The organism is Billgrantia hypersalina, assembly GCF_052584175.1.
The window spans coordinates 183,191-200,558 of sequence record NZ_JBMIQI010000017.1 but is presented as its reverse complement, the minus strand read 5'-3'; the positions used below and the strand labels follow the sequence as shown (position 1 = coordinate 200,558).

Genomic DNA, 17,368 nt, shown 5'->3' with positions numbered 1-17,368 from the left:
TCGAGTTTCAAGGCATCTGGTGATTATTCTAAAAAGATATATAGTTAGAACTTTAAAAGCGGTAGACTGCCCCCCATTTACAGGTAACGACGCCCAGGGAGGTCATATCCGTGTCCAAGCCCATCGTGACCCATTTCTTCGACGAGCCGACCCATACCTTCAGCTACGTGGTACGGGATCCCGACAGCCGCGCCTGTGCGATCATCGACTCGGTGCTTGACTTCGACTACGCCGCGGGACGCACCGATACACGCTCGGCGGAGGCAATCGCCGCCTTCGTCCAGCGCGAAGGGCTGAGCGTAGAGTGGATTCTCGAAACCCATGTTCACGCCGATCATCTCTCCGCGGCGCCCTTCCTGCATGATGAGCTGGGCGGGATGACCGGCATCGGTGCCCGTATCGTCGAGGTACAGGAGATCTTCGGCAAGGCGTTTAACGCCGGCACCGAATTTGCCCGCGACGGCAGCCAGTTCGACCGTCTCTTCGACGAGGGGGACACCTTCGCCATCGGCAACCTCGAGGGATACGTAATGCATACCCCGGGACACACCCCGGCCTGCCTGACCTACGTGATTGGCGAAGCCGCCTTCGTCGGCGACACTTTATTCATGCCCGACTACGGGACTGCCCGCTGCGACTTCCCCGGCGGAGATGCCCGCACGTTGTATCGTTCCATCCACAAGGTGTTGGCGTTGCCGGATGAAACACGACTCTTCCTGTGCCACGACTACAAGGCGCCGGAGCGCGAGGAGTACCAGCACGAAACCAGCGTAGCCGAACAGCGCATCCGAAACGTCCACGTCAATGAAGGGATCGGCGAGGATGAGTTCGTCAAGATGCGCAACGAACGCGACGCTACCCTCGACATGCCGCGACTGATCCTTCCCTCGGTGCAGGTCAACATGCGTGCCGGCCACCTGCCGCCTCCCGAGGACAACGGTCAGGTCTACCTCAAGGTACCAATCAATCGCTTCTGACGTAGTCAATGTGCGACGTGGCATGGCGTGAGCGAGAATCGTGGAGGTAAACGTGGACTGGAACTCTGCCCTGCAAGGCCTGGTTGGAGGTGTACTCATTGGATTGTCAGCCGTCTGGCTGATGGCGACGCTGGGCCGGATCGCCGGTATCAGCGGTATCGTCGGTAGCCTGGTGACGACCTTGCCCAAGGGCGACAGTGCCTGGCGCGTGGCCTTCGTGCTGGGTCTGGTCAGCGGCCCGCTGCTGCTCATGGCGCGGGGTGGCGGCCTCGGCAACGTAGCCGGCGTACCGGGAGCGGTAGTCGGCGAGCCCGCTGGCGGCGTCTGGCTAATGCTCGTGGCTGGCTTGTTGGTCGGGGTCGGAACCGGTCTGGGCAGCGGTTGCACCAGCGGCCACGGTGTCTGCGGCCTGGCGAGACTCTCGCCCCGCTCGATGGTGGCCACGGTCACTTTTCTGGTAACGGCGATCGTCACCGTCTACATGGTTCGCCACGTGTTCGGAGGTGGAGCATGAAGACCTTCATGGGCTATATCGCCGGGCTGCTGTTCGGCCTGGGTCTAGCGCTTGCCGGAATGACCGATCCGGCCCGCGTGCTGGGCTTTCTCGATTTGTTCGGCGCCTGGGACCCGACCCTGATGTTTGTCCTGGGAGGGGCGGTCGTGACGACTTTCATCGGCTACCCCATCGTGTTTCGCCGCGAGCGGCCGATGCTGAGCGAGACCTTTCAGTTGCCGACCCGTCAGGATCTGGATGGTCGCCTGATCGGGGGTGCCGCGTTGTTCGGCATCGGCTGGGGGCTTTCCGGCTACTGCCCGGGGCCGGCCATCGCTTCGATCGCGGGATTGACTGCACCGCTTTTCGCCATGCTGTTGGCCATGGTGGCTGGCTGGTTCGTGGCCAGGAGGGTTTCGGCTCGCGGCTGAACTTCCGCCATGCCCCAGCGCCTAGCGAAGGGTAGCGTCTACACTCAGGGCGCCTCGCCGCCCATCATTTCCGTCAGGCGCGGTTCGCTCGGCATCCCATCCACACGCTGGAGCCGGCCCTCAAGCTGGAACAGCGTAGAGGGGGTGGCGTAGAAACCCAGTTCATCGAACAGTTGGTTGTTGCGATAGACCTGGTCTTCTATGTCGCGTGGCTGGGCCGATGGGGCGATGCCGTCACCGCTGCTATGGGTATGCAGGGCGGCTTCGGGGTCGTCGGCGCCCAGCAGGGCGGCCGCCTTTGCCGGACTGTCGGGCTGCAAGACCCCTACCATGACATGGCGCAGCTGGACTTTCCCGGCCTCCACCCAGGGGCGCGCGACTTCCCAGAATTGGTGACAGTAGGGGCAGTTGGGATCGGTGAAGGTGTAGATCACGCGATCCGCGTCGGCGCTGCCGTCGGCAATCCAATGGCTCTCCTCGAGACGTTGCCAGAGTTCGTTCTCCTGGGGGGCACGAACCCACTCGTCCAGCGGGGCTTCTGAAAGGTCGTTGCCTTCGGCATCGACCAGCGTGCCGACGATGGCGTGTTCGCCGTCAGCTGTCACGAACACTGTCATCTCCTGCCCCTGATGGCTGGCGGCGTAGCCCCTGAGGCTTCCCGGAGCAATAAACTGGGCATGGATCTCGAGCCCATCGGCGACCAGCGCGCGGATGGGTGCCGGCCACTCTTCGGCATGCGACAACGGGGCGAAGACACAGGCGGCGAGGGTGGCACAGCGCAGCGCATAGCGAAGTAGCATGCACGGTTTCCTTGTGGGATGGCGAAGCGGCCCGGCCTCGGTGGCCTGACGGATCGGTTCGCGTGACGGGGATGGTCTGTTGCGTCGGGTTACCGTAGCCCGACAGCGGCCTGAAAACGTCATAGTATGCTAGTTGCTTCATTACCCTGACGTAAGCACCATCCTACACTTTGGAGTCTGGCTATCATGATGTTGCCTTGTCGATTGCTGGTCGCTGCCGGTTTGTCGCTGCTGTCGTTGTCGGCTTTCGCTGAACCGCTGGTCATAGAAGAAGCGCATATACGCGCGGTGCCACCCGGTTCGCAGACCTCAGCGGCTTTCATGAAGTTGCACAACCCTGGCAAGCAGGAGGTGGTCCTGTTGGGGGCAAGCTCCCCTGCAGCCGAGAGCATGGAATTGCATAACCACGAGAGCGTGGACGGTATGATGAAGATGCGTCGGGTGGCACAGATCGCCATACCCGCCGGGGGTGTCGCCGAACTGGCTCCCGGCGGGCTGCACATGATGATGATCGGCCTTGCCGCCCCGCTTGTCGAAGGAGAGCCCGTCGAGATCGAGCTGAACTTCGAGTCGGGCGAGTCGCAACGCCTCGAAGCCCCGGTGAAGCGCATCACCGTGAACGACGAGGCACACCAGCATGACGAGGGAGAGGGCGGTCACGATCACTGACGTTTACTTGCTGGTACCGCTCTGCCGATGCTGGGCGGGTGAAGGACGAGCGGGTACAATGCGGGCTTTGCCGTTATTCTTCGTGACCCAAGCGTGGCCACGCAGGCTGCCTGTCTCACCTTCGGATCGATACCATGCATTGCCCCTTTTGTGGCGCCCATGACACCCGCGTAACCGACTCCCGCCTGGTGGCGGAGGGCGACCAGGTGCGTCGACGCCGCCAGTGCACCGATTGTGGCGAACGCTTCACCACCTATGAAACCGCCGAACTGGTGATGCCCCGGGTGGTGAAGTCCGATGGTTCACGGGAAACCTTCGACGACAGGAAGCTACGGGCCGGGATGCTACGCGCCCTGGAGAAGCGGCCAGTCAGCGTCGAGGCCATCGAGGCGGCCGTCGAGCAGATTCGCCATCGCTTGCGGGCGAGCGGGGAACGCGAAATCCAGGCGCGAGACGTCGGCGAGGCCGTGATGCAGGCACTCAAGCGGCTGGATCAGGTGGCTTATATCCGCTTCGCTTCGGTCTACCGGCGTTTTCAGGATATCGACGAGTTCCGTGCCGAGATCGATCGCCTCGCCCAGGAGCCGGGGGATTCGCCCGGCGCCGCTGACGATTCGCGCTCCTGACAAGGCAGAAACGTTATGCACAAGTCGACCGATGCCGCCTGGATGGCCCGCGCGCTACAGCTCGCCCGTCGTGGCCGCTACACCACGCATCCCAACCCTCGGGTGGGCTGTGTGCTGGTCAAGGATCAGCAGCCGGTGGGCGAGGGCTGGCATGTGCGTGCCGGCGAGCCGCACGCCGAGGTGAACGCGTTGCGCATGGCAGGAGAGGCCGCCCGTCACGCCACGGCCTTCGTCACCCTCGAGCCCTGTTCCCATCACGGACGTACCGGCCCTTGCGCGGTGGCGCTGATTGAAGCCGATGTCAGTCGCGTCGTGGTGGCCATGCAGGACCCCAATCCGGCAGTGGCGGGGCGCGGTATCGCCATGCTGCGCGAGGCGGGCATCGAGGTGGAGGTTGGGCTGCTCGAGGAGGAGGCGCAAGCCCTCAATCCGGGCTTCGTGTCGCGCATGACCCGCCGGCGCCCATTCGTACGCTTGAAAATGGCCATGAGCCTGGACGGGCGCACCGCCATGCAATCGGGGGAATCGCAGTGGATCACCGGTCCCCAGGCCCGCACCGACGTGCAGCGGCTACGCGCCAGCGCCAGTGCGATCATGACCGGCGTCGATTCGGTCATCTTCGACAATTCGCGCCTGACGGTGCGCGCGTCGCAGTTGGGCCTCGACGACGCCGACGCCATCGCCTCGCGCCAGCCGCTGCGAGTGGTGGTCGATACCCAGCTGCGGCTGCCCCAGGCGGCCGCCTGCCTGCGTGAACCGGGGCGAACGCTTGTGGCGACCGTGACCGAGCATGACCCCGAGCGTCGCAGGCGGCTCGAGGCGGCCGGCGCCGAAGTGTTGGTACTGTCGGCCGGGGAGGACGGGCGGGTCGACCTGCATGCCCTGCTGCGCCACCTGGCCGAACGGGAGCAGGTCAACGAGCTGCTGCTGGAGACCGGGGCCACGCTGGCCGGTGCCATGCTGGAGGCCGGCCTGGTCGACGAGATGCAGCTGTTCGTGGCGCCGACGCTGCTCGGCGGCGAGGCGCGGCCGTTGTTCGCCCTACCGGGGCTGACCCGCATGGCTCAGCAACGTCCGCTCGAGATTCTCGACATACGCGCCGTGGGCCGCGACTGGCGAATCACCGCGCGGCCCTGACACACGCAGCGTGAAGGCAGCGGGGCGGGCCCCGGCGGATGTCCGATGCCAAGGATGCCCTCGAAACAACACGGCGAGCCGGGCAGGGTAGGGAGTTGGGTACTCGCTACTGGCGCCCGACGCCGTGCCAATGTACTCTGACGCCCATTCAACGTGGTGCGATACTGACGGCAGCAATCTGCTGCGGTGCACTATCGTTCAGCAAGTCGATCGACATTCGGAGATTCCAGCGTGCAATCTTCCCCCGGGGGCCTGGCTCCCATCGAAGACCTGATCGAGGACATCCGGCAGGGCAAGATGGTGATCCTCATGGACGATGAGGATCGCGAGAATGAAGGCGATATCATCATGGCCGCGGAAAAAGTCGAGGCCGAGCATATCAACTTCATGGCGCGCCATGCGCGTGGCCTGATCTGCATGCCGATGACCCGCGAGCGCTGCAAGCGTCTCAATCTTCCGTTGATGGTGAGCGACAACGGTTCCGGTTTCGGTACCAAGTTCACCCTTTCGATCGAGGCTGCCGAGGGCGTGACCACTGGCATATCGGCCGCCGATCGGGCGCGCACCGTGCAGGTGGCTGCCGCCCGCAACGCGCGCCCCGAGGATATCGTTCAGCCCGGCCATATCTTCCCGCTGATGGCGGAGCCCGGCGGCGTGCTGCGCCGGGCGGGACATACCGAGGCGGCATGCGACCTGGCCGCCCTGGCCGGTTTCGATCCCAGCGGCGTGATCTGCGAAATCATGAACGATGACGGCAGCATGGCGCGTCGACCCGAGCTCGAGCGCTTCGCTGCCGAGCATGGCCTGAAGATGGGAACCATTGCCGACCTGATCCACTACCGTATCCACAACGAGCGGACGGTGGAGCCGGTGGAGTCCACGCTGGTCGATACGGCCGTGGGCAAGCTGACCCTGCATGTTTTCCACGACCGCATCCAGAACGCCCATCACGTGGCGCTGGTCAAGGGCCATCCGAACCCAGAAGCGTTGACCACGGTAAGGGTTCACCTTGCCGATACCATGCGCGACCTGCTCGGACTTCAGAAAGGCGAAAACCGCAACTGGACGACGCACAGTGCGCTGGAAGAAATCGCTCGGGTCGAGCACGGCGTTTTCGTGCTGCTCGACGACGGCCGGCCGCACCAGGACTTCCGTGACCAGTTCGAAGTCTTCCTCGAGCGGCGGCGCCTGCCGCGCACCAGCGATTCTGATGGTGCCGGCAATTACCTGACCATTGGCACCGGCTCGCAGATCCTGCGACACCTTGGCGTAGGGCGTATGCGACTGCTCAGCTCGCCGTGGAAATTCTCGGCACTGTCCGGCTTCGACCTCGAAGTGGTGGAGCTGATCGCGCCGGGCGAGCAGGAGGCCGCCGAGGGCTGAGTCGTCGTCCGACGACACGGAGCGGGTCGCATTGCGACCGGCCGATCGTGCTAGCAGACCCTATCGTATTCAGCTTGACCCTTTTCATCAGGAATTAGCGATGCATACCCTGTCTCAACTGGAAGGCAACTTCGTCGACGTCGACGGCCGCTACGTGATCGTGGTGGGGCGCTTCAACCATCATGTGGTCGACAGTCTGGTCGAAGGCGCCGTGGACATCCTGGTTCGTCACGGCGTGGATGCCGAGAACATCGATATCGTACACGTGCCGGGTGCCTGGGAGCTGCCGTTGGCGGTGAAGCGGGCCCTGCAGGTGGTGAGGCCCGATGCGGTGATCGCGTTGGGCGCCGTGATCCGGGGTGGTACGCCGCACTTCGAATACGTGGCAGGCGGCTGCAATGCGGCGCTCGGCAACCTCCAGCTCGAGTTCGATACGCCCATCGCCAACGGCGTGCTGACGGTCAACTCCATTGAGCAGGCCATCGAACGCTCCGGCACCAAGGCCGGCAACAAGGGGGCCGAAGCCGCCATGGCCGCCATGGAGATGGTTTCGCTGCTGCGCGGCTTCGGTGACAACCAGAGCGGAGACGATTCATGAGTGCATCTCGCCCGCAACGTACCCCTTCTGCGGGCCAGCAGGCGCGGCGTGCGGCCCGGGAACTGGCGGTGCAGGGTCTCTACCAGTGGCATTTGACCGGTAAGTCGGCTACCGCCATCGAGGCGGAGTTTCGCAGCCAACAGCCCGACGATGATCTCGAGGATCATGAGAACTGGGCCAAGGTGATGCAGATCGCCGACCTGGCCCTGTTCCATGAGCTGCTGCACAATGTCGTGCGCTTTCGTGACGATCTGGATGCCGCCATTGCGCCGCTGCTGGACCGCCGCCTGGTAGAACTCGACCCCATCGAGCTGGCCATCCTGCGCCTGGGAACCTATGAGCTCAGTCGGCGGCTGGATGTGCCCTATCGTGTTGCGATCAACGAAGGCGTCGAGCTGGCCAAATCCTTCGGTGCCACCGACGGTCACAAGTACGTCAACGGTATTCTCGACAAGCTGGCCGCCCGGTTGCGTAGCGCCGAGGTCAGGGCGCGTCGCGGCTGAAGGTGCCCCGGTGGCCAGTGAATTCGACCTGATCGCCCGTCATTTCACGCCCGCTGCACCCGGCCCGAATGCCGGCGTGCCGCTTGGCGTGGGCGACGATTGTGCGCTGCTCGCACCGCGCGCGGGTTGGCGCCTGGCGGTCAGCGTCGATACGTCGGTTGCCAACGTGCATTTCCCCGCCGATGCGCCGGCCGAGGCGATCGGCTACCGGGCCTTGGCGGTTAGCCTGAGCGATCTCGCGGCGATGGGAGCCGAGCCCCGCTGGTGCCTCATGGCGCTTGCGCTCGAGAGCGACGACGAAGCCTGGCTCGCAGGCTTTGCCCGTGGTTTCCACTCGCTGTGCCAGGCGAGTGGTGCGGCGCTCGTGGGAGGCGATGTGACCCGCGGCGAGCTCGCCATCGGTGTCACTGTCATGGGCGAGGTCCCTCCCGACGAGGCGCTTACGCGCCGTGGAGCGCTTCCCGGCGACGTGCTCGCCGTGACCGGTGCGCTCGGTGGCGGGGCGGGAGGCCTGGCGCTCTGGCGGCGTGGTGAGCGTGATTTCGGTCACCCGCTATTGGCGCGATACCTGAAGCCCGAGCCCCGTTTGGCAGCCGGTCTGGCGTTACGCGGGCTGGCTCATGCCGCCATCGATATTTCCGATGGGCTGCTTGCCGACCTCGAGCATCTGCTGGCTGCTTCGGGGGTCGCAGCTCGGCTGGAGCCCGGGGCGCTGCCGTTGGCAGACGGACTGACCGAGGCGCTGGGCGACAGGGCGGCGTATCGGGCCGCGCTGAGCGGTGGCGACGATTATGAATTGCTGGTCAGCCTGCCCGTCTCGGTACTGGAGGCGGCCCAGCGGCGGCTGGCCGAACAGGGGCTGGCGCTGACGCCCATCGGCACCGTGCATGACGGCGCGGGTTTGTCGGGGGTCGATATCGACGGCGCCCATGGCTGGCAGCACTTCCACGGGGAAGCGTCATGAATCGCTGCCCTCAGAGCGTCTGGCGCCGCCCCGTCCACTTCTTCGCTTTCGGCCTGGGTAGCGGCGGCGTGCCCTGGGCGCCGGGCACCTTCGGCACCCTGGCGGCGATTCCTTTCTACTGGCTGCTGTCCGAACTGCCGCTGGGCTGGTACCTGTCGCTGGTCGCGGTCTCCTTCATGGTGGGGATCTGGCTCTGCGACAAGACCTCCCACGACCTCGGCGTCCACGATCACTCCGGTATCGTGTGGGATGAATTCGTCGGCTACTGGATCACCATGGCCGCGGTGCCGTTCTCCTGGGAGGCGGCGCTTTGGGGTTTCGTGCTGTTTCGTATCTTCGACGTCTTCAAGCCCTGGCCGATTCGCTGGGCCGATCGTCGCGTCGCCGGGGGATTCGGCATCATGATCGATGACGTTCTCGCCGGCATCTACGCCTGGAGTACGATGCACCTCTGGTTATGGTTGCATTAAATTACCCTTCTGGTATGGAGGCCAGGCGTCATGCCGAGCGATTCACAGCGATGCGGCGCCTGCGGACAGTGATGCAGTGCGTCTTCTCGATTTGGCGGGTTGGCGAAAGGTAATCGACAGGGAGGCCAAGCTATGCGCAAGGAGCGTCTCATCGTCCCGCTGCTGGTCGTGCTGCTGCTGGCCTGGCTGACGGTACAGGCTGTCTCGAGTTGGCTGTTCGAGCGCGAGATGGCGCGCACGCTCGCCGACCTGGAGGCACGGGGCGAGCTCGATATCGAGCGGGTGGATGTCGAGCGCGGCTGGTGGGCGTCGTCCGGGCGCATTCATCTGGCGCCGCTGTTTGGCCAGATGTGGCGGCTGGAATTGACCTACCATGCCCGCCATGGCGTACTCAGCACCGACCTGGACGGCGAGGTGATGCTGCGCCACGGCCCCGATGGCAGGCATCTCTTCGGCGACTCGCTGGCGTCGTCTCCTCCCTTGTGGGAGGCGAGCTACCATACCTTGAGCGGCACGCTCGAGGGCGGGCTTCAGCTAGCCCCCCTGCGCATCACGCAGCAGCAGCGAGAGCTGGCCTTCGAGGGTGGCCGGCTGCGCTTCAGCGGCGAGCAGGGGAACTGGCGCATGCGTGCCCAGCTCGAGCCATGGGTCCTCAGTGACGGCGAGGTGCGCCTGAGGGTCGGTCCCGCCATTCTCAATAGCCAGTACGCCTACACCGAGGGAGCGCACTCCTTCACCCAGGATGACCGGCTCCAGATCGAGTCCGTCTCCTGGCACCAGCCCCAACTCAAGCTCGACGCCAACGGTCTTCGCCTGGCGAATCGCACCGTGCTGGATGATCAGGAGCTCAGGACTCAGCTCACGCTGGACCTGGGCGAGATCCATACCGCCGAGCAGGTGCTGATGAAGGGTCTGATGGAACTGGAGCTCTCCCGCTTCAACGCCGATGCAATACGCAGCGCCATGTCCCGCCTGCGCAAGTTGGCCGCCAGCGGACAGCACGATCTGGAGAGTCGCGAACTGCTGGCCGAGCTCGAGCCCTACCTGCTGGCCATCCTGCAGGATTCGCCACGCCTCGACCTCCAGCGCCTGGATCTCGAAAGCCCCATGCTGGGACTCACCGCCCAGGTCGATGGCTCGCTTTTCTTCGACGGGCGCCGGATCGAGGCGCTGAGTCTGGTCGAGCTCGATCGGCCGGCGGAAAAGGCGCGCTGGCGTCAGCGCCTCGACGGGGACTTTACCTGGCACGAGCTGCCCACCGTGGTGGCGCTCTGGCTCGGCCTGCCGCTGGATACCCGCACGCTGGAAATCGACGTCGGTCGAGGCCAGGTCCGCGTCAATGGGCGTCCGCTGCCGCCGCTATGGCGCTAGCCTAGTATCGTCTATCGCTTATTGAAGTGCTGCTCGCCTTGAAGTTCTCTCATGCTGCCCGCATTCCTGAGGGCAGTGAGCATTGGCTTTCATTGGCTTTTGGACGAGGAATTCATGAGCGATCACGATCAGGACGAGCATAACCGGCAGCGGGCGAGAACGGATTCCGGTGAGTCGCTGGGCTCGGATGGGGAGGTGGAGGAAGTAGCCAAGCACGCCGTGGTGCCTGCGAGCGACTACCTGCCCGAGCGCATCTATCTCTTGCCGATCCACAACCGGCCTTTCTTTCCGGCCCAGGTCCAGCCGCTGGTCATCAACCGCGAGCGCTGGGAAGAAACCATGCGTCGTGTCGGCAATACACCGCACCATACGCTGGGGGTGACCTTCGTCGGTGACACGGCAGTGGATGAACTCGGCCATGAGCACTTTCCCGAGATCGGTACCGCCGTCAAGGTGCACAAGCTGCATGGGGAGGAGGGCCAGCTGCAGTTCATCGCGCAAGGGCTGCGCCGCTTCCGTATCCAGCGCTGGCTGTCGAAGGAGCCTCCCTTTCTGGTCGAGGTCAGCTACCCTCGCGAGCCGGTCAAGACCGACGAGGACGAGACCCGGGCCTATGCCATGGCGATCATCAATGGCATCAAGGAGCTGTTGCCGATCAACCCGCTCTACGGCGAGGAACTCAAGCACTATCTCAATCGCTTCAGCCCCCACGAGCCGGGCCCATTGACCGACTTCGCCGCGGCGATCACCTCGGCCAAAGGCCGCGAGCTGCAAACGGTTCTCGAAACGCTGCCGGTACAGGCGCGCATGGAGAAGGTGCTGCCGCTGCTGCGCAAGGAGATCGACGTCGCCCAGCTGCAGACCGAGATCAGCGAGCAGGTCAACGCCCAGATGCAGGAGCGCCAGCGCGAATTCTTCCTGCGCGAGCAGCTCAAGATCATCCAGCGCGAACTGGGCATCTCCAAGGACGACCGCGAAAACGACGTGGATACCTTCCGCGACCGCCTCGAAGGCCTGACGGTGCCGCCCAAGGTGCTGACCCGCATCGAGGAGGAGCTCGACAAGCTCTCGGTGCTCGAGACCGGTTCTCCCGAATACGGCACGACACGCAACTACCTCGACTGGCTCACCTCGATGCCGTGGGGGGTGCGCAGCCAGGACCACCTGGACCTGACCCATGCACGGGCGGTGCTCGACCGCGACCACGACGGCCTCAAGGACGTCAAGGAGCGCATCATCGAGTTCCTTGCCGAGGGCACCTTCAAGGGTGACGTGGGCGGCTCGATCCTGCTGCTCGTCGGACCCCCGGGGGTGGGCAAGACATCAGTGGGCCGCTCCATTGCCGAAGCCCTGGGGCGTCAGTTCTATCGCTTCTCGGTGGGCGGCATGCGCGACGAGGCCGAGATCAAGGGCCATCGCCGCACCTACATCGGCGCCATGCCCGGCAAGCTGGTGCAGGCGCTCAAGGAAGTCGAGGTCGAGAACCCCGTGATCATGCTCGACGAGATCGACAAGCTGGGCAAGTCGTTCCAGGGCGATCCGGCTTCGGCCCTGCTCGAGGTGCTCGACCCCGAGCAGAACGTCGATTTCCTCGATCACTACCTCGACGTGCGACTGGACCTCTCCAAGGTACTCTTTGTCTGTACCGCCAACGCGCTGGACACCATCCCCGGCCCGCTGCTCGACCGCATGGAGCAGATCCGACTGTCGGGCTACATCGCCGAGGAGAAGGTGGCCATCGCCAAGCATCACCTGTGGCCCAAGCTGCTCGAGCGCGACAAGATCCCGCGTCGTCGCATCAACCTCACCGATGCGGCGCTGCGACAGGTAATCGAGGGTTACGCCCGCGAGGCCGGCGTGCGCCAGCTCGAGAAGCAGCTGCACAGCATCGTGCGCAAGGCTGCGGTGAAGCTGCTCGAGGGCGATCAGGAATCGGTGCGCATCTCCGTCAAGAACCTCGAGGATTATCTCGGCGCACCCCTGTTTCGCCAGGAGCAGGTGCTCAAGGGCGAGGGCGTGGTGACCGGGCTGGCCTGGACGTCGATGGGAGGGGCCACCCTGCCGATCGAGGCGGGCAAGGTACATTCGCTGACGCGTGGCTTCAAGCTCACCGGCAAGCTTGGCGAGGTGATGCAGGAATCGGCCAATATCGCCTATAGCTATACGCTCGGTCATCTCGCCGAGTACGGTGTCGACGCCGACTTCTTCGACTCCGCCTTCGTGCATCTGCACGTACCCGAAGGCGCCACGCCCAAGGATGGTCCCTCCGCGGGCGTGACCATGGCCACGGCGTTGCTGTCGCTGGGGCGTCATCAAGGTATCGACCGGCCGCTGGCGATGACCGGCGAATTGACGCTGACCGGACAGGTGCTGCCGGTGGGCGGGATACGCGAGAAGATCATCGCGGCCCGGCGCAGCAAGATTTTCGAAGTGATCCTGCCCGAGGCCAACCGCCGCGACTACGACGAACTGCCCGACTTCCTCAAGGAGGGCATGACGGTGCACTTCGCCAAGCGCTACCGTGACGTGGCAAGGATCGCCTTCGGTCTGTAGGGGCGGGCGGTGCCAACTACATGGCGACGTTGGCGCCGCCGTCCACCACCAGCGTATCTCCCGTGATGAAGGTATTCCCGGCAGAGGCGAGAAACGTGACGGCCCGGGCCACTTCGTCGGCTTCGGCGACCCGGCCGAGCGGGGCCGCTTGCTGCCAGCGCCGACGCGACGACGATGCGGCGTCCTGCATGCCGGTGCTGACCGGGCCGGGCGCCACGGCATTGACCAGGATGCCATGGGGGCCGAGTTCCACCGCCAGCGCCCGGCTGAGCGCCAGCATGGCGCCCTTGCACATCGCGTAGGCCGAGCGTTCTACGGTGGTGCGCAGGCCGTGGGCCGAGGCGACGATGACGATACGTCCACCGCCGTTGGGGATCATCAGACGTGCTGCGGCCTGTAGGGCCTGGTAGGCACCGCTGACGTTGACCGCCAGCATCTCGCCCAGCTCCGCCGATGAGACGTCGACGAAACGCCCCCGGCGAATCACGCCGGCGGCATTGATGCAGGCATCGAGCCCGGCGCCACGCCGCTCGATATTGGCAAAGGCCGTTGCAACGCTGTCGGGGCAGGACAGGTCGCACGAGACGTAGGCACAGCGCCCCGGCCAGCGGGTCTGCACGGCTTCTGCCTTATGCCGTGCCTGATCGAGATCAAGCAGAAAGACGAACTCTCCCGCGGCGAGCAGCGACTCGGCGATGGCGCTGCCGATTCCCCCGGCGCCGCCCACTACGGCCACGATGCGCATGTGTGCTTCCCTGGTATTCGAGGCATGAAAAAATCGGCATTATAGACGGATGCCCGACATTTCTTTATAAAGATTTCATCACCATAACAAGTCGTAACGACACCATCGCGCTGCGATGCTGGACGCCAATACGGAGAGACACATGTCAAACCGCAAGCCTGCCTACGCCCGTTCACTGTTGGCATCAGCCGCCCTGTTGATGGGCCTGACCACGCTTTCCATCGCCCAGGCCGAGACCCGCGTGACCTATAAATCCGCCTCTGCCGGTACCGCCTATTACCAGATGGGGGTCGAATTGTCCGAGGCGATCCGACGGGGAACCGACGGCGAGGTCGTGCTGACGCTGGAGGAGAGCCAGGGGTCGGTGCAGAACGTCATGGAGGTCATGGCGCGCCAGGGCAACTACGTCTTCACCACCCCCCCGGGGCTGATCGAACAGGCCATGGCCGGCGAGGGTCCCTTTGCCGAACGCCAGAGCCCGCGCTTCGAGGAGATCCGCGGTCTATTCCCGATTCCCGCCATCACGATGCACTTCGTGGTTGATGGCGAAGGCGAGGACGGTGTGATCGGTCTCGAGGAGCTCGAAGGCAAGGAAATCCTGATCGGCCGTGGCACGTTCGGCGCCCGAGAGGCGGAGCGTTACCTGGAATTGTTCGACATGATGGAAAAAGTGAGCGTCGCCAATGCCGAGATCGGTAGCGGTCCCGATGCGCTCAAGAATGGCCAGATCGACGCCTTCGTCACGGCGAGCTCCTTCCCCACACCCAACGTGATCGAGACTGCCGCCAGCATGCCGATCAGCCTGGTCAGCCTCACCGACGAGCAGATCGAGCAGACCGGCGCTGCGCGCCAGACCATTCCGGCCGGCACCTACAGCGGCATCGAGCGGGACGTGGAAACTACCTCGCTGCCGGTGATCGCCTATACCACCGCCAGCATGGACGAGGAAACCGCCTATACGCTGACGCGGACCTTCTGGGAGCGGCGTGAAGCCATGGCCGAGGAATCCCCCTGGTGGGGCAGTATCACTCACGACATGATCGGCAACATTGCCGGTACCCTGCATCCGGGTGCCCTGCGTTACTACGACGAAGCCGGCATTGCGATTCCCGACGACTTGCGTTAACCCTGCCGGGCCGGCCCGGCAAGCTTAGCCGCCGGCCCCCTTCAAGGCTTCCTTATGCCGATGACGTTCTCTTCCCCGACGGCCGGTTCGGCCGCCGGCGACGGTCTGCCGCGCACGCATCCGGCCTGGGTGATCCTGGGCGCGGTCACGGTCGTCTTTCACCTGGGGCTGATCTTCTACGGCCTGGCCCCGGCGCTGGTCAGCCGGCCGATCCACATGGCGCTGGCGCTGCCCTGGATCCTGATCCATGCGGCGCGTACCCCCTTCGAGCGCAGGAGCGGCTGGCTGCTGACCGGGCTTGGCATCGCCGCCTGTGGCTACATCGTGCTCAACGAGGAGGCCCTGTCCGGTCAGTACGGTTTCATCGATACCCATTTCCAGATGCTGGTCGGTGTGTTCCTGATCGCGCTGGCGCTGGAGGCCGCACGTCGGGCAATCGGCTGGCCGCTGCCCCTGGTGGCGCTGACGGCGCTGGCCTATGCGGTGCTCGGCGAGCATATCCCTGGGCAATTCGGGCATCCCGGGCTGCCGATGCAGAGCTTTGTCGGCACGCTGACCATCGCCGAAGGCGGGCTGTGGGGCTCGTTGACCGGGGTCAGCGTCGGGGTGGTGGCCATCTTCGTCATCTTCGGTGCGGTGCTCAACGCCGGTGAGGCGGGGCGCGGCTTCATGAACATGGCCAGCGCCTGCGCCGGGCGCTTGACCGGAGGGGCGGCCAAGGTGGCGGTGATCTCCTCGGCGCTGATGGGCTCCATTTCCGGTTCGGCCTCGGCCAATGTGGCTTCCACCGGGGCCATCACCATTCCTTCCATGGTGCGGCTGGGGTATCCGCGCGCCCTGGCCGGCGGTGTCGAAGCGGTGGCCTCTTCGGGCGGGCAGATCATGCCGCCGCTGATGGGGGCAGGCGCCTTTGTCATGGTCGAGCTCACCGGGACGCCCTATACCCAGATCATGGCCGCCGCGCTGCTGCCCGCGATACTCTACTTCGCCACGGTGTGGATGGGTATCAATGCCTACGCCACCCGTCACGACCTGCGTCCCATGGCGGCCGCCGACCAGCCCAGCGGCAAGGAGGTGGCGGTCACCTCGCTGTTCTTCGCCATACCCTTCGTGCTGCTGCTCGAGCGCATCTTTCTTGGTGGCTATACGCCCCAGTACGCGGCCAGCATCGCGATTTTCGCGGGGCTGCTGCTGCTTTTCTTCGACGTCAGGCTCGCGTTCTCCCTGCGAGGCTTTGCCTCGCGCCTGGCCGAGGCGGTCGTCACGGCCGGCCGTCAAGTGGCGGTGATTGGCGCCATCATTATCTGCGCTTCACTGGTGATCGGTGTGCTCTCGCTGACCGGGCTCGGCGTCAAGATCACCTCCGGCATCCTCTCGCTTTCGGGGGAAATGCTGTGGCCGGCACTGCTGCTCACTGCACTCGCCTGCCTGGTGCTGGGCATGGAGGTGCCGACCACCGCCGCCTACGTGATCTGTGTCTCGGTGGCGGGCCCGGCGCTGACCGCGCTTGGCATCGAGCCGCTGCTGGCGCACCTGTTCGTGTTCTGGTTCGCACTGCTCTCGACCATCACACCGCCGGTGTGTGGCGGCGTGTTCATCGCCGCCGGCATGGTGGGGGAGAACTGGCTCAAGGTGGCGATGAAGGCGATGGCGCTGGGCATCGGGCTCTACGTCATCCCGCTTGCCATGGTGGCCAACCCGGATGTGATCCGCCTGGCCTTCGAACCGTTCGCCGCCGTTTTCGATGCCGTGAAAATCGCGCTGGGCCTGGCGGCGATCTCCTATGGCGTGATCGCCAAGCGTGCGGCCTGGCTGCGACTGGCGCTGATTCTAGTGGGTGCTGCCGTAATTTTTGCATTATGAAGCGAAACTGTCCGGGAATAGTCTCGAGGAGAGCGAGATGATCGTCGCCACGCTGGGGCTCGAGGGAAGCAATCATGTACTGGTGCTGCGCCGCTATCTCGAAAGCCGTGGTCTCGAGGATGCGCAGATCAGGCTGTTCGAAGAATTCCCGGCGGCCTTTGCGGCGTTGGTGGCGGGGGAGGTGGACCGGGTGTTGCAGTGCACGGCCCACTTCAGCCACGCCGATTGTGTGGGCCGTTTCATGCATCGCGCCTATCCGGTGGACGTCTTCGTTGCCGGCAGTCACCCCCTGGCGCTGCTCGCACGGCGCGATGTCGCCATGCCTCGCCAGGTGGCGCGCCAGCCGGCCACGCGCTATTACACCGATCTCTCCGACTTCGCCGAAGAGGTCGATGCGCCCACCACCGTGGCGGTAGCCGAGGGGCTGTTGGCGGGGCGCTTCGAGGCGGGCATCTGCGCTCGGCAAACGCTGGAGCAGCATCCGCAAGCGCTGCGCCTGATCGAGGATCTGGGGCCTGCGCTGGACGTCTGGGTTCTCTATGGCACGCAGCCACTGCCCCATGACAGTCCGCTGGTGGTCTAGCCGCTACGCTCCGCGCATGACAGAATCGGACTGTTTTTTCAGACCTAGACCGTCGCCGCCCGCGGGTGGCAGAGAC

At 64.8% G+C, this 17,368-nt stretch carries 18 protein-coding genes; 16 read left to right on the top strand and 2 right to left on the bottom strand.

All coding sequences use genetic code 11. The annotated features are described in order from the left end of the window. Window positions 1–110 precede the first annotated feature (110 nt). Genes ACOJCM_RS13955 through ACOJCM_RS13945 form a run of 3 tightly spaced genes read left to right on the top strand, consistent with a single transcriptional unit; the run spans window position 111 to window position 1,901 of the window. Complete coding sequence (locus tag ACOJCM_RS13955) at window positions 111–977, top strand: MBL fold metallo-hydrolase (RefSeq protein ID WP_445212664.1); 867 nt, start codon at window positions 111–113, stop codon at window positions 975–977. A 52-nt stretch (window positions 978–1,029) separates the two neighbouring features. Further along, on the top strand, window positions 1,030–1,491 hold the full coding sequence (locus tag ACOJCM_RS13950) for a YeeE/YedE family protein (protein WP_445212663.1): 462 nt from the start codon (window positions 1,030–1,032) through the stop codon (window positions 1,489–1,491). Beyond that, window positions 1,488–1,901, top strand: coding sequence for a DUF6691 family protein (locus tag ACOJCM_RS13945; protein WP_445212662.1), 414 nt, complete (start codon window positions 1,488–1,490; stop codon window positions 1,899–1,901). The genes ACOJCM_RS13950 and ACOJCM_RS13945 overlap by 4 nt, the downstream gene beginning before the upstream one ends. A gap of 44 nt (window positions 1,902–1,945) precedes the next feature. Here the strand turns inward: ACOJCM_RS13945 and dsbG are convergent, their stop codons facing one another. Then, complete coding sequence (dsbG, locus tag ACOJCM_RS13940; RefSeq protein WP_445212661.1) at window positions 1,946–2,701, bottom strand: thiol:disulfide interchange protein DsbG; 756 nt, start codon at window positions 2,699–2,701, stop codon at window positions 1,946–1,948. A 186-nt stretch (window positions 2,702–2,887) separates the two neighbouring features. On the opposite strand from dsbG, the gene ACOJCM_RS13935 reads away from it, so the two are divergent. The 10 genes from ACOJCM_RS13935 (at window position 2,888) to lon (ending at window position 12,975) form a co-directional block, all read left to right on the top strand. After that, the gene (locus ACOJCM_RS13935) at window positions 2,888–3,370 is read left to right on the top strand and encodes a copper chaperone PCu(A)C (protein ID WP_445212660.1); all 483 of its coding nucleotides are present in this window, start codon (window positions 2,888–2,890) and stop codon (window positions 3,368–3,370) included. Between the two features lie 134 nt (window positions 3,371–3,504). Then, the gene (gene nrdR / locus ACOJCM_RS13930) at window positions 3,505–3,996 is read left to right on the top strand and encodes a transcriptional regulator NrdR (protein ID WP_445212659.1); all 492 of its coding nucleotides are present in this window, start codon (window positions 3,505–3,507) and stop codon (window positions 3,994–3,996) included. Window positions 3,997–4,011: 15 nt separating this feature from the next. Further along, a complete protein-coding gene (gene ribD / locus ACOJCM_RS13925) occupies window positions 4,012–5,133 on the top strand; it encodes a bifunctional diaminohydroxyphosphoribosylaminopyrimidine deaminase/5-amino-6-(5-phosphoribosylamino)uracil reductase RibD (protein ID WP_445212658.1) in 1,122 nt (373 codons plus the stop codon). A gap of 231 nt (window positions 5,134–5,364) precedes the next feature. Further along, window positions 5,365–6,516 carry a bifunctional 3,4-dihydroxy-2-butanone-4-phosphate synthase/GTP cyclohydrolase II gene (gene ribBA, locus ACOJCM_RS13920; protein ID WP_445212657.1) on the top strand — a complete coding sequence of 384 codons (1,152 nt, stop codon included), beginning with the start codon at window positions 5,365–5,367 and terminating at the stop codon, window positions 6,514–6,516. 100 nt (window positions 6,517–6,616) lie between these two features. After that, window positions 6,617–7,114: a 6,7-dimethyl-8-ribityllumazine synthase gene (ribH, locus tag ACOJCM_RS13915; protein ID WP_445212656.1), complete on the top strand. Its 498-nt coding sequence runs from the start codon at window positions 6,617–6,619 to the stop codon at window positions 7,112–7,114. Then, the gene (gene nusB, locus ACOJCM_RS13910) at window positions 7,111–7,617 is read left to right on the top strand and encodes a transcription antitermination factor NusB (protein ID WP_445212655.1); all 507 of its coding nucleotides are present in this window, start codon (window positions 7,111–7,113) and stop codon (window positions 7,615–7,617) included. The genes ribH and nusB overlap by 4 nt, the downstream gene beginning before the upstream one ends. A gap of 10 nt (window positions 7,618–7,627) precedes the next feature. After that, window positions 7,628–8,581, top strand: a complete 954-nt coding sequence (thiL, locus tag ACOJCM_RS13905) for a thiamine-phosphate kinase (protein ID WP_445212654.1) — start codon at window positions 7,628–7,630, stop codon at window positions 8,579–8,581. After that, on the top strand, window positions 8,578–9,051 hold the full coding sequence (locus ACOJCM_RS13900) for a phosphatidylglycerophosphatase A family protein (RefSeq protein WP_445212653.1): 474 nt from the start codon (window positions 8,578–8,580) through the stop codon (window positions 9,049–9,051). The genes thiL and ACOJCM_RS13900 overlap by 4 nt, the downstream gene beginning before the upstream one ends. Window positions 9,052–9,183: 132 nt before the next feature. After that, a complete protein-coding gene (locus tag ACOJCM_RS13895; protein ID WP_445212652.1) occupies window positions 9,184–10,422 on the top strand; it encodes a DUF945 family protein in 1,239 nt (412 codons plus the stop codon). A gap of 114 nt (window positions 10,423–10,536) precedes the next feature. Beyond that, complete coding sequence (gene lon / locus ACOJCM_RS13890; protein ID WP_445212651.1) at window positions 10,537–12,975, top strand: endopeptidase La; 2,439 nt, start codon at window positions 10,537–10,539, stop codon at window positions 12,973–12,975. A 16-nt stretch (window positions 12,976–12,991) separates the two neighbouring features. Here lon and ACOJCM_RS13885 read toward each other — a convergent pair whose 3' ends face one another. After that, on the bottom strand, window positions 12,992–13,720 hold the full coding sequence (locus tag ACOJCM_RS13885) for an SDR family NAD(P)-dependent oxidoreductase (RefSeq protein WP_445212650.1): 729 nt from the start codon (window positions 13,718–13,720) through the stop codon (window positions 12,992–12,994). A 142-nt stretch (window positions 13,721–13,862) separates the two neighbouring features. On the opposite strand from ACOJCM_RS13885, the gene ACOJCM_RS13880 reads away from it, so the two are divergent. From ACOJCM_RS13880 to ACOJCM_RS13870, 3 genes are read left to right on the top strand one after another with little or no spacing between them, the layout of a single operon-like run. After that, entirely contained in the window at window positions 13,863–14,846 is a 984-nt protein-coding gene (locus ACOJCM_RS13880; RefSeq protein ID WP_445212649.1) for a TAXI family TRAP transporter solute-binding subunit, read from the top strand. Between the two features lie 60 nt (window positions 14,847–14,906). Then, window positions 14,907–16,709, top strand: a complete 1,803-nt coding sequence (locus ACOJCM_RS13875) for a TRAP transporter permease (protein ID WP_445212648.1) — start codon at window positions 14,907–14,909, stop codon at window positions 16,707–16,709. A 37-nt stretch (window positions 16,710–16,746) separates the two neighbouring features. Further along, window positions 16,747–17,292 carry a hypothetical protein gene (locus ACOJCM_RS13870; RefSeq protein WP_445212647.1) on the top strand — a complete coding sequence of 182 codons (546 nt, stop codon included), beginning with the start codon at window positions 16,747–16,749 and terminating at the stop codon, window positions 17,290–17,292. The last annotated feature ends 76 nt before the right edge of the window (window positions 17,293–17,368 follow it).

Excerpts from the sequence above, each read along its gene's own strand:
- ACOJCM_RS13945 (WP_445212662.1), top strand. The coding sequence starts at position 1,488 with ATGAAGACCTTCATGGGCTATATCGCCGGGCTGCTGTTCGGCCTGGGT.
- dsbG (WP_445212661.1), bottom strand. The coding sequence starts at position 2,701 with ATGCTACTTCGCTATGCGCTGCGCTGTGCCACCCTCGCCGCCTGTGTC.
- ACOJCM_RS13935 (WP_445212660.1), top strand. The coding sequence starts at position 2,888 with ATGATGTTGCCTTGTCGATTGCTGGTCGCTGCCGGTTTGTCGCTGCTG.
- nrdR (WP_445212659.1), top strand. The coding sequence starts at position 3,505 with ATGCATTGCCCCTTTTGTGGCGCCCATGACACCCGCGTAACCGACTCC.
- ribD (WP_445212658.1), top strand. The coding sequence starts at position 4,012 with ATGCACAAGTCGACCGATGCCGCCTGGATGGCCCGCGCGCTACAGCTC.
- ribH (WP_445212656.1), top strand. The coding sequence starts at position 6,617 with ATGCATACCCTGTCTCAACTGGAAGGCAACTTCGTCGACGTCGACGGC.
- nusB (WP_445212655.1), top strand. The coding sequence starts at position 7,111 with ATGAGTGCATCTCGCCCGCAACGTACCCCTTCTGCGGGCCAGCAGGCG.
- ACOJCM_RS13900 (WP_445212653.1), top strand. The coding sequence starts at position 8,578 with ATGAATCGCTGCCCTCAGAGCGTCTGGCGCCGCCCCGTCCACTTCTTC.
- ACOJCM_RS13895 (WP_445212652.1), top strand. The coding sequence starts at position 9,184 with ATGCGCAAGGAGCGTCTCATCGTCCCGCTGCTGGTCGTGCTGCTGCTG.
- lon (WP_445212651.1), top strand. The coding sequence starts at position 10,537 with ATGAGCGATCACGATCAGGACGAGCATAACCGGCAGCGGGCGAGAACG.
- ACOJCM_RS13885 (WP_445212650.1), bottom strand. The coding sequence starts at position 13,720 with ATGCGCATCGTGGCCGTAGTGGGCGGCGCCGGGGGAATCGGCAGCGCC.
- ACOJCM_RS13880 (WP_445212649.1), top strand. The coding sequence starts at position 13,863 with ATGTCAAACCGCAAGCCTGCCTACGCCCGTTCACTGTTGGCATCAGCC.
- ACOJCM_RS13875 (WP_445212648.1), top strand. The coding sequence starts at position 14,907 with ATGACGTTCTCTTCCCCGACGGCCGGTTCGGCCGCCGGCGACGGTCTG.
- ACOJCM_RS13870 (WP_445212647.1), top strand. The coding sequence starts at position 16,747 with ATGATCGTCGCCACGCTGGGGCTCGAGGGAAGCAATCATGTACTGGTG.